At 70.2% G+C, this 13235-nt stretch carries 15 protein-coding genes; 5 read left to right on the top strand and 10 right to left on the bottom strand.

Features of this window, described 5'->3' with window-relative positions; genetic code table 11:
- Positions 1-5 precede the first annotated feature (5 nt).
- The 4 genes from ACT7B3_RS17355 to ACT7B3_RS17370 all read right to left on the bottom strand — a co-directional run bounded on the left by ACT7B3_RS17355 (position 6) and on the right by ACT7B3_RS17370 (position 2765).
- Complete coding sequence (locus ACT7B3_RS17355; RefSeq protein ID WP_444678919.1) at positions 6-623, bottom strand: cyclodeaminase/cyclohydrolase family protein; 618 nt, start codon at positions 621-623, stop codon at positions 6-8.
- Between the two features lie 57 nt (positions 624-680).
- Complete coding sequence (locus tag ACT7B3_RS17360) at positions 681-1037, bottom strand: hypothetical protein (RefSeq protein WP_444678918.1); 357 nt, start codon at positions 1035-1037, stop codon at positions 681-683.
- A 75-nt stretch (positions 1038-1112) separates the two neighbouring features.
- On the bottom strand, positions 1113-1391 hold the full coding sequence (locus ACT7B3_RS17365; protein ID WP_010625919.1) for an HU family DNA-binding protein: 279 nt from the start codon (positions 1389-1391) through the stop codon (positions 1113-1115).
- 213 nt (positions 1392-1604) lie between these two features.
- Positions 1605-2765, bottom strand: a complete 1161-nt coding sequence (locus ACT7B3_RS17370) for an NAD(P)/FAD-dependent oxidoreductase (RefSeq protein WP_445158789.1) — start codon at positions 2763-2765, stop codon at positions 1605-1607.
- A 106-nt stretch (positions 2766-2871) separates the two neighbouring features.
- On the opposite strand from ACT7B3_RS17370, the gene ACT7B3_RS17375 reads away from it, so the two are divergent.
- From ACT7B3_RS17375 to phoR, 4 genes are all read left to right on the top strand, one after another.
- Positions 2872-3429, top strand: a complete 558-nt coding sequence (locus tag ACT7B3_RS17375) for a chorismate--pyruvate lyase family protein (protein ID WP_445158790.1) — start codon at positions 2872-2874, stop codon at positions 3427-3429.
- 29 nt (positions 3430-3458) lie between these two features.
- Entirely contained in the window at positions 3459-4349 is an 891-nt protein-coding gene (gene ubiA, locus ACT7B3_RS17380; RefSeq protein WP_445158791.1) for a 4-hydroxybenzoate octaprenyltransferase, read from the top strand.
- An 80-nt stretch (positions 4350-4429) separates the two neighbouring features.
- Positions 4430-5119 carry a phosphate regulon transcriptional regulator PhoB gene (gene phoB, locus ACT7B3_RS17385; RefSeq protein WP_444678916.1) on the top strand — a complete coding sequence of 230 codons (690 nt, stop codon included), beginning with the start codon at positions 4430-4432 and terminating at the stop codon, positions 5117-5119.
- A 1-nt stretch (position 5120) separates the two neighbouring features.
- Positions 5121-6494: a phosphate regulon sensor histidine kinase PhoR gene (gene phoR, locus ACT7B3_RS17390; RefSeq protein WP_445158792.1), complete on the top strand. Its 1374-nt coding sequence runs from the start codon at positions 5121-5123 to the stop codon at positions 6492-6494.
- 10 nt (positions 6495-6504) lie between these two features.
- Here the strand turns inward: phoR and cysZ are convergent, their stop codons facing one another.
- From cysZ to ACT7B3_RS17420, 6 genes are read right to left on the bottom strand one after another with little or no spacing between them, the layout of a single operon-like run.
- Positions 6505-7227, bottom strand: a complete 723-nt coding sequence (gene cysZ / locus ACT7B3_RS17395) for a sulfate transporter CysZ (RefSeq protein ID WP_445158793.1) — start codon at positions 7225-7227, stop codon at positions 6505-6507.
- A gap of 19 nt (positions 7228-7246) precedes the next feature.
- Positions 7247-7972 carry a phosphate signaling complex protein PhoU gene (gene phoU / locus ACT7B3_RS17400; protein ID WP_444679419.1) on the bottom strand — a complete coding sequence of 242 codons (726 nt, stop codon included), beginning with the start codon at positions 7970-7972 and terminating at the stop codon, positions 7247-7249.
- A 32-nt stretch (positions 7973-8004) separates the two neighbouring features.
- The gene (gene pstB / locus ACT7B3_RS17405) at positions 8005-8820 is read right to left on the bottom strand and encodes a phosphate ABC transporter ATP-binding protein PstB (protein ID WP_445158794.1); all 816 of its coding nucleotides are present in this window, start codon (positions 8818-8820) and stop codon (positions 8005-8007) included.
- Between the two features lie 15 nt (positions 8821-8835).
- Entirely contained in the window at positions 8836-10374 is a 1539-nt protein-coding gene (gene pstA, locus ACT7B3_RS17410; protein WP_445158795.1) for a phosphate ABC transporter permease PstA, read from the bottom strand.
- Positions 10371-11504: an ABC transporter permease subunit gene (locus tag ACT7B3_RS17415; RefSeq protein ID WP_444678914.1), complete on the bottom strand. Its 1134-nt coding sequence runs from the start codon at positions 11502-11504 to the stop codon at positions 10371-10373. The genes pstA and ACT7B3_RS17415 overlap by 4 nt, the downstream gene beginning before the upstream one ends.
- Before the next feature lie 47 nt (positions 11505-11551).
- The gene (locus ACT7B3_RS17420) at positions 11552-12514 is read right to left on the bottom strand and encodes a PstS family phosphate ABC transporter substrate-binding protein (protein WP_445158796.1); all 963 of its coding nucleotides are present in this window, start codon (positions 12512-12514) and stop codon (positions 11552-11554) included.
- 228 nt (positions 12515-12742) lie between these two features.
- Between ACT7B3_RS17420 and ACT7B3_RS17425 the strand changes: the two genes are divergently transcribed.
- Complete coding sequence (locus ACT7B3_RS17425) at positions 12743-13153, top strand: acyl-CoA thioesterase (protein ID WP_444678911.1); 411 nt, start codon at positions 12743-12745, stop codon at positions 13151-13153.
- The last annotated feature ends 82 nt before the right edge of the window (positions 13154-13235 follow it).

Below are 13235 nucleotides of genomic sequence, written 5' to 3' on the forward strand. Positions count from 1 at the left end.
GGAGGTCAGGGTCGTCGGCGCTCGGCCTCTTGTCGCAGGCGGTCGCGCTCTTCGGCGAGGTCGGCGCGCTGCTGAGAGTCCGCCAGACCCGGGAGGTTGTCGTCGAGGCCCACCAGCACCGCATCGAAGGCGGCAGCCAGCAGCTGCAGCCCGGCGCGGGTGTCGCTTTGCAGCGCCGCCGCGGTATGCGCCAGCGCCTCGCTGCCCAGCGCCAGGCCGTCGCAGCAGCCGCGGGCGATCTGCAGCGGCACGCGGCAGGCCGCCAGCAGCGCCTGCTGGCGCGCCTCGTCTCGCTGCCGCGCCTGCCCAGGCGTGCGGTGGGGCAGCCGCTGCGCCGCCAGGTAGGCCTCGAAGCCGGCGATATCGTCGTCGGCCAGGTGCGCAAGCCGCTGGCGCAGCGCATTGCCACGTGCGATCAGGGCGCTGCGCCCGGGTGCCTCTGCCGTTTCCTCGCCGAGCCGCAGCCCCTTGAGCACCAGCGCCAGCCCGATCCCGGCACTCACCGCTGCCGCCGCGCCGCAGCCCGGCATGGAGCGCGCCTCGATGGCGTGGCAGAAGTCCTCGAGCGAGGCTTGCCACACGCTGTCATGGGACGACATGGTCGATTCCGGCTGGGATGCCATGGCAGGAATCCGCCCGGAAGGCGGGCAGGGCGCGGTGAGCAGACGCACGGCACGCCATCAGAGGTGCTTGAGCAGCTTTTGCAGCTTGTTGAGATCACCCGAGTCACCGACCAGGCGCACCTTGCCGGCCATCATGCCGTCAAGGAAGGCCCGCTGGGTCGGCTTGCGCAGCACCGCCAAGGCGGTGGCTTCATCCTCGAAGCGCAGCTCCAGGTCGAGGTCGACCGGCAGCCCCGCGCCGCTGCGGATGCCGTGCGGCGACATGCGGTAGTGGCGGGCGACCGACAGGTCTTCGGTGGCGATGCCCCAGTCGAGGCGTCGCAGCTCGGCCAGCTGCTGGCGAAATTGCGGCTTGCGGCGCGAGGCGCGCTTGAGCAGCAGGCCCAGCAGCCAGAGCATCAGTCGCAGCTTCATGATGGGATCGACTCACAGGCAGGCGGGCGACGGCCTGCCGGGGCAGGCCGCAGGGTGACGGCACGCGGGCGGGCATCAGCCCTTGCCGACGGCATCCTTGAGCCCCTTGCCCGGCTTGAAGGCCACGGTCTTGCTGGCGGGAATGGCCAGCGGCTGGCCGGTCTGCGGGTTCTTGCCGGTGCGAGCGGCACGCTCGCGCACGGTGAAGGTACCGAAGCCGATCAGCGAGACGTCCTGGCCCTGGGCCACGCTGCCGGTGATCTCGTCGAGAATGACGTTCAGCACCTGGCTGGCCTTGTCCTTTGAAAGTTCCGCCCGTTCTGCGATGGCCGCTGCAAGTTCTGGCTTGCGCATAAAAGCCCTCCTGGTATTGGCTGGTTGCCGGCATGGATGCCGTGGTGTTGTTATCAGCGCGTCGAATGGATCGCAAACCGCCCACCGCTTTGCCGGAGAGCTCGTTCCCTTGCGTGTGGTGATCCGCGTGTGAAGATCGCCCCTGCTCCTGGAAAGCGTCAAGCGAGGTGTTCGTCAGTTTGCCCGCGGGAAAGCCCCGCGGCGCCGACGAGACTAGCCTAGCAACGGCGGCACGGCTCGCGCCAGCTCAACTTTCCGCCGCACGCTGGCGCCTGTCAACGCAAAACCGATCAAACGCTCGTCCTGGGTTTCGGCGAAGGCGGCCAGGTCGGCTCCCTCCCCTTCGATGCGCCAGCGCGCCGGTGCCTCGGCGGGCGGATAGGCCACCACCGGCAGCAGCGGGGTTTTCACTACCACCGGCCAGGCGGCGTAGTGCACGGCGGTGGGCGTACCGGCCAGGGTACGGGCCAGCGCCTTGGCGCTAGCCTGCAGCGGTGGCACGTACATGGCGTTGACCCCTGCCACGCAGGCCGCATCGCCAAGGGCAAAGATGCCGGGCGACGAGGTGGCCAGGTAGTGGTCGACCACAATGCCGGCCGGCAAGGTCGCCAGCCCCGCCGCTGCCGCCAGCTCGGTGCGCGGCCGTAGCCCGGTGGCCACCAGCACCAGGTCCGCCTCAAGCCCAGTGCCGTCGTCGAGCCGCAGGACGACATCGGCGCCAACGCTCTCCAATGCCTCAAGGCCACGTCCCAGGCGCAGGGCCATGCCCGCCGCAGCGAAGGCGCTCCCCAGGGCGCGCCCCAGCGGCTCGGGCAGCAGCCGCGGCAGCGGCGTGCGCTCTGGCGCCACCAGGCTCACCGCATGCCCACCGACGAGCAGGTCATTGGCGAATTCGCAGCCCACCAGGCCGGCGCCGATGATGGCGACCCGGGCCGGCCGCCCCAGCGCCTCCAGGGCGGCATGGAAGCGCCGATAGTCATCGAGGTCGTTGATGGTGTGCACGCGAGCAGCGACGGCAGCGGGCACGGCGAACGGCACCGCGGGCGCGGCTCCGGTAGCCAGCACCAGCGTGCCATAGGGCAGCCGCTCGGCGCCAAGCTGCAGGGTGCGGGCCTGGGGGTCGATGGCCTCGACGCGGGTGTGGGTGCGCACCACCGCCCCCAGCTGGTCGGCCAGCGCCAGGGCCGAGCGCACGGCCAGCCGCGACGGCGGCAGGCGCTTGGCGAAGCCGGTGGAGAGCAGCGGCTTGGCGTACTCGTCGCCGCTGTCGGCGGTGATCAGGGTCAGCGCACGCTCGGGGTCGAGGGCGCGCAGCTGGCGCGCCAGGCCGATGGCGGCCATGCCGGAGCCGATGAGGATCAGAGGTGCGGTCATGGGACTCCCTGCCGGTTGCCGGGACCGCGACATGCGGCCCTGCACGAGGAATCGTGGCAAGGCCGCATGTTACACTATGCGCCCCCAGTCGACCCGGAGAGAGCCGGTGGCCCGGACCCCCACGGCGCAGCAAGGCCATGCACACCGTTACCCCATCTGGCGGCCGCTGGCGGCGAGCCGGCCTGCCATGAGCCCGGGCTGGTGGCAGTGGGTAGCCTCGCGCGATTCGCTCACCGCCCGCCTGATCGCGGCCGGCGCCGAGCGTCGCTTTCGCGTGCGCCTGCTCGACCAGCGCCTCGACCGGCCGCGGCCCGACGAAGCCCAGGCCCTCGGCCTGCCCTGCGACCGCCTGGCATGGCGCCGCGAGGTCGCCCTGTGCCTCGACGAGCGCCCCTGGGTGGTGGCGCGCTCGGTGGCCTCCCTGGCGCTGCTGCGCGGCCAGCGCCTTGACCGGCTGGGCGAGCGCTCGCTGGGCAGCTGGCTGTTCCGCCAGCCGGACCTCGAGCGCAGCCCCATCGAGATCACCCGCGCCAGCGCCCCCTTCCATGCGCTGGACGGCCCCTGGGGCCGGCGTTCGGTGTTCCGCCACGGCCGCTTTGCAGTGCTGGTGCAGGAGTTCTTCCTCGACGCGATGGCGGAGGAACTCGGCCTTCCCGCACGCTAGGATAAACGTCATTGCATAAGGAGGACTCGATGGATCGCTCGTTGCTCCACCCCAGCGGCCTGGCCCGCTTGCCCGACTTCCTGCAGCTGATGCGGCTGGATCGCCCCATCGGTACCTGGCTGCTGATGTGGCCGACACTATGGGCGCTGTGGGTGGCCGCCGAAGGCCTGCCCGAGCGCCACCTGCTGCTGATCTTCGTCGCCGGGGTCTACCTGATGCGTGCGGCCGGCTGCGTGGTGAACGACTACGCCGACCGCCACTTCGACGGCCACGTCAAGCGCACGCGAAACCGCCCCCTGGCCACCGGGCGCATCAGCGAGCGCGAGGCCAAGCTGCTGTTCGCCGCCCTGGTCGCCGCCGCCTTCGTGCTGGTGCTGTTCACCAACCTGTTCACCGTGCTGCTGTCGCTGGTGGGCGTGGCCCTGGCCTTCATCTATCCCTTCATGAAGCGCTACACCCACCTGCCGCAGCTGTTCCTGGGTGCCGCCTTCTCATGGGCGATTCCCATGGCCTTCGGCGCCGTGCTCGGCCAGGTGCCCTTCGAAGCGTGGCTGCTGTTCGCCGCCAACGTGGCCTGGACGGTGGCCTACGATACCCAATACGCCATGGTCGACCGCGACGACGACCTGAAGATCGGCATCAAGTCCACTGCGGTGCTGTTCGGCCGCGCCGACCGGGCCATGATCGGCCTGCTGCAGCTGGTGACGCTGGGCCTGCTGGGCTGGGCCGGGGTGCGCCTGGGGCTTGGCCTGTTCTACTGGCTGGGCCTGGCAGGCATGGCGGCTACCTTCGTGCACCAGCAGTTCCTGATCAGGACGCGCGAGCGCGAGCGCTGCTTCCAGGCCTTTCTCAACAACCACTGGTCGGGGCTCTTGCTGTTCGCCGGGATCGCGCTGAGCCTGTGGCCCGAACTGGGCTGAGCGCTGGCGGCCATGTCATCCTACTGTCATGATAACGTGGTGATATCGTCATCGAACGTCACGCAACATGAGGCAACGGGATGACTGCCAAGACCGTTTTGATCGTCGATGACGAGGCGCCGATCCGAGAGATGATCGCCGTCGCGCTGGAGATGGCAGACTACCGCGTGCTGGAAGCGGCCAACGCCCAGAGCGCCCACGCCATGATCATCGACCATCAGCCTGACCTGCTGCTGCTCGACTGGATGATGCCCGGCACCAGCGGCATCGAGCTGGCGCGCCGGCTCAAGCGCGAGGAAGCCACCCGCGAGCTGCCGATCATCCTGCTGACCGCCAAGAGCGAAGAGGACAACAAGATCCTCGGCCTGGAAGCCGGCGCCGACGACTACATCACCAAGCCGTTCTCGCCCCGCGAGCTGGTGGCCCGGCTCAAGGCGGTGCTGCGGCGCACCACGCCGCGCGGCGTCGAGGAGCCGGTGGAGGTCGACGGCCTGCAGCTCGACCCCGTCAGCCATCGCGTCAGCGCCCATGGCCAGGCGCTGGAGATGGGCCCCACCGAGTACCGTCTGCTGCAGTTCTTCATGACCCACCAGGAGCGCGCCTACACCCGCAGCCAGCTGCTCGACCAGGTGTGGGGCGGTAACGTCTACGTGGAGGAGCGCACCGTGGACGTACACATCCGCCGCCTGCGCAAGGCCCTGGGCGACGCCCACCAGCACCTGATCCAGACTGTGCGGGGCACCGGCTACCGCTTCTCCAACAAGGGCTGACGTGCGCCCCTGGAGCCGGGAGGTCTGGCGCATCGGCCTGCTGGGAGCCGCCGGCAGCCTGGTCGGCTGGCTGTTCTCGGCGCCGGGGTTGGGGCTCGCGGTGGGCCTGGCCGCCTGCCTGGCCTACCACCTGCGCCAGCTGCACGCCCTGCGCAACTGGCTGATCCGCCGCCCCCACGACGAACCGCCCGCCGCCGCCGGCCTGTGGGGCGACCTGTTCGATCGCCTCTACCGCTACCAGAAGGGTCAGCGCCACACCCAGGGCCGCCTGCAGGCGACCCTCAAGCGCATCCAGGAGTCCTCCGAGGCGATGCGCGACAGCGTGGTGATGCTCGACCCCCACGGCGACCTTGAGTGGTGGAACAGCGCCGCCGAGGCGATGCTGGGGCTGGAGCCCGCCCACGACCGCGGCCAGCACATCACCAACCTGATCCGCGACCCGCGCTTCGTGGCCTACTTCAACGCCCGGGCCTACCGGGAGCCGCTGACGCTGACCTCGCCGGTGGACGAGCGTCGGGTGCTGCAGTTCCAGATCACCCTGTACGGCGACGACGAGCGCCTGGTGATGGCGCGCGACATCACCCGCCTGCACCGCCTCGAGGAGATGCGCCGCGACTTCGTCGCCAACGTCTCCCACGAGCTGCGGACGCCGCTGACCGTACTGGCCGGCTACCTGGAAACCTACGCCGACACCGCCGAGCTGCTGCCGCCGCGCCTGGCCAAGGGGCTTGGCCGCATGCAAGAGCAGACCGCGCGCATGCAGAACCTGGTCAACGACCTGCTGCTGCTGTCGCGGCTGGAGATCGACCAGGGCGGCGAGGATCACCTGGCGCTGGCGATGCCCGAGCTGCTGGCGCGCATCCAGCGCGACGGCGAAGCGCTGTCGGCCGGGCGCCAGCGGATCACGCTCTCGATCAGCGAGCCGCGGGGCCTGCTCGGCAGCGAGCAGGAGATCCACAGCGCGCTGTCCAATCTGCTGTTCAATGCGGTGCGCTATACCGGCGAAGGCTGCCGCATCGAGCTGCGCTGGCGCCCGCACCCCCTGGGCGCCTGCCTCGAGGTCGAGGACAACGGCGAAGGCATCGACCCAATCCACCTGCCGCGACTCACCGAGCGCTTCTACCGGGTCGACAAGGGCCGCAGCAACGCCACCGGCGGCACCGGCCTGGGGCTGGCCATCGTCAAGCACGTGCTGCTGCGCCACGACGCCAGCCTCGAGATCGAGTCGCACCCCGGCCAGGGCGCCCTGTTCCGCTGCGTGTTTCCCGCCGCGCGGCTGGTCGCCCTGCCCGCCACACCGCCTGCTCCGACAGCCGCGCTGGCTCCTGCATCCGGCACGCTCAGCCCGTCCGCCACCCCCACCAGGCCCGACTGAACGCCGGCGTTCAGCGCTCGCTCGGCAGGCCGCGATAGTGGCTTTCCCACATCAGCACCGCGCCGGCCACCGCGCCCGGCAGCAGCAGCAGGTTGGCCAGCGGCAGCCAGGTAATCAGGGTAACCCAGCCGCCGAAGGTAAGGGTCTGCCAGGAGCGCGCCGCCAGCCGCCGGCGCATGTCGGCAAAGCTCACCTTGTTGTTGTCCATCGGGTAGTCGAGGTAGGTGATGGCCATGATCCAGGCCGAGAACAGCGCCCAGAGGAACGGCGCGACGACGTTCAGCCCCGGCACCCAGCTGAGCGCGAACAGCGCCAGCATGCGCGGCAGGATGTAGCCCAGCTTGACCAGCTCGCGGCCCAGCGCGTCCACCGCGGTACGCGCCAGGCCGCGGTCGTCCAGCGGCGGGCGGCCGGTGGCCTCGACCTCCACCTTGGCGGCCAGAAAGCCGTAGAAGGGCGCGGCGATCAGGTGGGTCACCAGCGAGAAGGTGAAGAACACGATCAGCACCAGGCTGACCACGAACAGCGGCCAGAGCAGCCATTCGAGCCAGACCAGCCAAGCCGGCACCAGCGCCAGCCAGGCCGCCAGCCATTCGCCGAAGCGGGTGACCACGTAGTAGAGCATGGCCGCGTAGACGCTCAGGTTGATGGCAATCGGCGCGTAGACGTAGCGGCGCAGGCCGCGGCGGTAGACCAGCTTCACGCCGCGCAGCAGGGCGGTCTGTGCTTGCATCGGCTCTCCCTTGGGCGGCTTACTTGCGGGCCAGGGCGCCGGCGTCGAGCTGGCCCGGGTCCATATGGCGAATGTCGAGCCCCTTCACCAGGTAGATGACATATTCGGCCAGGTTGTCGGCGTGGTCGCCGACCCGCTCCAGCGCGCGCAGTACCCACATGACGCTGAGCACCGGGCCGATGGCGCGGCTGTCCTCCATCATGAAGGTCATCAACGAGCGCATGGCACTGCTGTACTCATCGTCGACCGACTCGTCCTCGCGCACCACCTGCAGCGCCAGCTCGGTATCGAAGCGGGCGAAGGCGGTCAGCGCATCGCGCAGCATGCGCCGCACGTGCTCGCTGATGTGGCGCACCTCGACCAGGCCGCGTACGCTGCCGCCGCCTTCGGTCAGGCTCAGGGCGTTGCGTGCGATCTTGCTGGCCTCGTCGCCGATCCGCTCCAGGTCGGCGGTGGCGCGGATCACCGCCAGCACCAGGCGCAGGTCGGAGGCCGCCGGCTGGCGGCGGGCCAGCACCCGGGTGCACTCGTCGTCGATCTTGAGCTGCATGGCGTTCACTTCACGGTCGCGGTCGCGGACCTTCTCCGCCAGGCGGCTGTCGCCTTCGAGCAGGGCCTGCACCGCCTCCTGCACCTGCTGCTCGACCAGGCCCCCCATGGTCATCAGTTGGGTCTTGAGCGCCTCCAGCTCTTGGTTGAACTGGCGCGAGATATGCTGGCTATGGGTGTCGCTGGTGATATCCATGGGTTCCTCCTCGGGCCGCCGTAGCGGCCGCTTCAGGCCATGCGGCCGGTGATGTAGTTCTCGGTGCTCTTCAGGCTCGGGTTGGTGAACAGCGTGTCGGTGGGGGCGTACTCCACCAGCTCGCCGTGCTGCAGGAAGGCGGTGTAGTCCGACACCCGCGCCGCCTGCTGCATGTTGTGCGTGACCAGCACCAGGGTGAGCTGCGACTTCAGCCGCCGGATCAGCTCCTCGACCTTCAGCGTCGAGATCGGATCCAGCGCCGAGGCGGGCTCGTCGAGCAGCAGCACCTCGGGGCGTACCGCCAGCGAACGGGCGATCACCAGACGCTGCTGCTGGCCGCCCGAGAGCGACCAGGCCGAGGCGCGCAGGCGATCCTTCACCTCGTCCCACAGCGCGGCGGCGTTGAGCGCCCACTCGACGGTATCGTCCATCTGCCGCTTGCGCATGCCGCCCAGCAGGCGCAGCCCGAAGGCCACGTTCTCGTAGATCGACATGGGGAAGGGGTTGGGCACCTGGAACACCATGCCGACCCGCCGCCTCAGCTCGTCCACCGCCACCTCCGGCGCGTGGATGTCCTGGCCCTCGAGCAGGATCCGCCCGGCGTGGCTGACCTCGTCGTTGAGGTCATGCAGGCGGTTGAGCGCACGCAGCAGGGTCGACTTGCCGCACCCCGACGGGCCGATGAAGGCCGTGACGCGGTGGCGGGGAACGCGCAGGGTGAGCCCCTTGAGCGCCGGCTTGCCGCCGTAGGCCAGCGTCAGCCCTTCGATCTGCAGGCAGCTGGCCTCGGCCGGGAAGTCGATGATCGACCCCGTGGCGAAAGGCAGCGGCCCAGGCGGTTTGGTCATGCACGACTCCTCGAGTCAGCGGCGCGGCTGCACGCCGTGACGCACCCTGAAATGATGCCGCAACAATATGGCAGTCAGGTTAAGCACCAGGATCACCAGCACCAGCAGCAGCGCCGTGGCATAGACCACCGGCATGGCGGCCTGCACGTCGTCGCCGTGGAAGGCCGTGTCGTAGATGTGGTAGCCCAGGTGCATGAACTTGCGCTCAAGATGGAGGAAAGGAAAGTCGCCGTCCACCGGCACCTGAGGCGCCAGTTTGGCCACGCCGACCAGCATCAGCGGAGCCACTTCCCCGGCGGCCCGCGCCACGGCCAGGATCACCCCGGTCAGCATGGCCGGCACCGTCATCGGCAGCACCACCCGGGTCAGGGTCTCCAGCCGCGTGGCGCCCAGCGCCAGGGCACCCTCGCGCTGGTGCGACGGGATGCGCGCCAGCCCCTCCTCGGTGGCCACCACCACCACCGGCAGGGTCAGCAGCGCCAGGGTCAGCGAGGCCCACAGCAGCCCGCCGGTGCCGAAGGTGGGCGACGGCAGGGTGTCGCTGAAGAACCACTCGTCCAGCGTGCCGCCGATGCCGTAGACGAACACCCCCAGCCCGAACACGCCGTAGACGATCGACGGCACCCCCGCCAGGTTGCGCACCGCGATGCGCACCAGGTGGGTCAGGCGGCCCTGGTGGGCGACCTCGTTGAGATAGATGGCCGCCAGCACGCCGAAGGGCGTCACCAGCAGCGACATCAGCATCACCATCAGCACCGTGCCGAAGATTGCCGGCCACACCCCGCCGGCGGTGTTGGCCGCCCGCGGCCCCTCGGAGAGAAAGCGCCACACCCCTCGCGTCCAGGCCGCCAGCTTGGCCGCCCCGCTCATGGCGTTGGGCCGGGTGGCCGCCAGCACCTCGTCCAGCGGCTGGTGCAGGCGGCGCCCGTCGACGCTCTCCAGCACCGCCACGTCGCCGCGCATCGCCTCCTGCAGCCGCTGAAGGCGCGCATCGAGCTCGGCCAGCGCCTGCTGCGCCTGGCGATCGCTGGGGTTTCGCTCCAGGTGGGCAACGAGCGGCCGCAGCGCCTCCCGGCGCAGGCGCTCGCGTTCATCTCGCAGCGCCTGCAGCGCGGCCAGGCGCCGTTCGAGCGCGGGCCAGGCCGCCTCCTGCCCATAGCGCTCACCGCCGGCCAGCTCGATCGCCAGCAGCCGGCCGATGAAGTCGCCGTAGCGCTGGCGCTCTAGCACGACCAGCGCCTCGGGGCGCTCGGTGCGGGCGATCTCGTGCAGCGCCACCCAGCGCCACACATGGCCGTCCAGGTCGCGGTTGGCGGTGAAGTAGAGCCGCTCGCGACCTTCGCCGAGGGGCAGCGGCAGTTCGCGGATCTCGCGCCCAGCCAGGCGCTCGCCGTCATGCAGCGCCACCAGCTCCACCGGGGCCGGCCAGAACAGCGCCAGCCCGCGCACGGCGATCAGCGTGAGCAGACCGCCCAGCAGCAGCAGCGACAGGGCCACGCTGGCGGCACAGAGCCAGGCCCAGGGCCCCTCCGAACGCGGCAGGCGACCCTTCACGGTGCGCTGCCCAGCCAGCGATAGCGGCGCCTCAGCCGCGTCCGCACGATTTCGGCCAGGGTGTTGACCAGGAAGGTGAACAGGAAAAGCAGCAGCGCCGCCAGGATCAGCAGCAGGTAGGGCTGGCTGCCGGGAATCGCCTCGGGCAGCTCCACGGCGATGCCGGCCGCCATGGTACGCATGCCTTCCAGCGGGCTCAGGCTCATCAGCGCGGTATTGCCGCTGGCCATCAGCACGATCATGGTCTCACCCACGGCGCGCCCGGTGCCGATCATCACGGCGGCGAACACGCCGGGTGCCGCGGCCGGCAGCACCACCCGGCACAGGGTCTGCCAGCGGGTCGCGCCCAGCGCCTGGGCGCCCTCGCCCAGGCTCGCCGGCACCCCGGACAGCGCCTCCTCGCTCAGCGCATAGACGCTGGGCATGACGGCAAAGCCCATGGCCAGGCCGACGATCATGGCATTGCGAGTGGCGTAGTCCAGGCCGAAGCGGCTGTCGAGCCAGGCGCGCAGATCGCCGCCGAAGAGGCTCGCCTCCAGCCACGGGGAGAGCGCCAGAGTGGCGAAGGCCACCGCTGCCAGCCACGGCAGCAGCCACAGCCCGGCCCAGGCCAGCGGTGCGCGCTGGCGCAGCCGCGCTGTCAGCCGGCGCCACACCCCGGCCACCAGCAGCACGGTCAACGGCAGGGTCAGCAGCAGCGCCAGCGCCCCGGCCAGGTGGCGTTCGATCCAGGGCGCAAGCACCAGCCCCGCGACGAAACCGATCACCACCCCGGGCAGCGCCTCCATCAGCTCCAGGGTCGGCTTCAGGTGGCTGCGCAGGCGCTGCGACATGTACAGCGACGAATGCACGGCTGCCCCCAGCGCCAGGGGAATGGCGAAGACCAGCGCCCAGAAGGCGGCCTTGAGCGTGCCCCAAGCCAGCGGCGACAGCGACAGGCGGATCGACGCCGGGTCCAGCCTGCCGGCGAAGAGCGCCGGCAGCACCTCCACGGCCAGGAAGGCCCCGATGGCCATCACTGCCGCGATCACCGCAATGCCGCCGGTGGCAATCAGCACGCCGGCCAGCCGATCGCGCAACTGGCGTCGACGGAAGCGGGAGGAAGCGGGAAAGGCGGGAGGTTCGGTCATGAACAGAAGAGTAAGACGCCTTGATGACAGTTGAATGACAGCCGGTGCTAGGGGTCGTCCAGCCCCAGCCGGCGCCGCTGCTGCATGACCACGGTCTCGGGCAGCGCCACGAACCCCAGCTCCGTCACCGTGGCCTGGCCGCGGGGCGACAGGACCAGCTCGAAGAAGGCGCGCTCCGGCCCCGCCAGGCCCTGACCCGGCGGCAGGTTGGCATAGACGAACAGCGAGCGCCCCAGCGGGTAGTCGCCACGCTGCACCGAAGCGGCATCGGGCCGGTGCACGCGCCCCTGCGCATCGGTCAGCGTCAGCACCTTGACCCCGGGGGTCAGGTGATTAAGCCCGGCATAGCCCAGGGCGTCCAGGCTCTCGGTGACGGCGGCGACCACGGCGGCCGAGCCGGAGTGCTCGTTGAGGCGGCGCCGATACTCGCCGCCGCACAGAGCGCGCTCGCGAAACAGGCCGTAGCTGCCCGAGGCGCGGTTGCGCCCATGCAGCTGGATCCTGCCGGCGGGCGCCGTCACCCCCAGCGCGGACCAGCGCTCGATCGGCGCCTCTCCGCCGCAGCGGCGCGTGTGCGAGAAGATCGCATCGAGCTGTGCCAGGCTCAGGCTGTCCAACGGATGGTGGCGATGCACGATGACCGCCAGCGCATCCCGCGCCACCTCGATCTCCACCGGCGGGTAGCCGTGGGTGGCGATAAAGGCCTCGCGCTCACGGTCGCTCATGGCCCGCGACATCGGTCCCAGCCGCGTGGTGCCTGCGGTCAGCGCGGGCGGCGCACTGGCCGAGCCGCTGGCCAGCAGCTGCAAACGAATGCCTGGATGGGCGTCGCCGAGCTGCTCGCCCCAGCGCAGCATCAGCCCGGCCAGGGTGTCGGAGCCGACGATGCCCAGGGTACCGACTGGCGCCTCGGCCCGTGCCGCCAACGCAGCCAGCAGCAGCAGGCAGGCGGCGAGCCAGCGCGACAGGCGGCGGCCCGGGCGGTAAGGCGAAGCGCTGACTGGCAACATGGTTCACTCCTGAGGGCGAGCGGGGACAACGATGGGCAAGGCGATCCAGGCCTGGCGCTCGGCTGCGGCGACGCGGTCATCGCAACGGCGACGCTGCATCGGCATGGGACGGCAGATCGCCGCAGTACTGGGATCGCTCGCATTAGGCGTTTATGATGGCGCACGCATCGTCCGCGCTGCACTGCAATACTCTCAACCGACAACAACAAGCCGAGCTTACGACAATCCATGACCGATCTCGACGACGTTCCCTCTCCCCAGGGCCAACTGACGCTCAAGCTGCTGGCCTCGCGCCAGGACACCAACGTCTACGGCGACATTCCCGGCGGCTGGCTGGTGCGCCACATGGACCAGGCCGCCGAGCTGGCCGCAGGCCGCGAAGCGCTGGGCCGTACCGCCACCGTGGCCATCGAAACCATGGATTTCCTGTGCCCGGTGCGGGTCGGCTCGATGGTCAACATCTTCACCGCCGTGCGCGAAATCGGCCACAGCTCGGTCAAGATCGACGTGGAAGTGTGGATCCGCCAGCCCCACGAGCGCGAGAACAGCGAACTGCACAAGGTCACCGAAGCGCGCTTCGTGATGGTGGCGCTTGACGACAAGGGCCGGATTCGCGCGGTGCGCCAGCCGGGCCTGTGAAACGCCGGGGCGTGCGCTATTTCAGCGAATGCCCGCCGCCTGCACAAAAGCCAAGGGCGCCACGCGGGCGCCCTTGACGTTC

The organism is Halomonas sp. E14, from assembly GCF_052568415.1.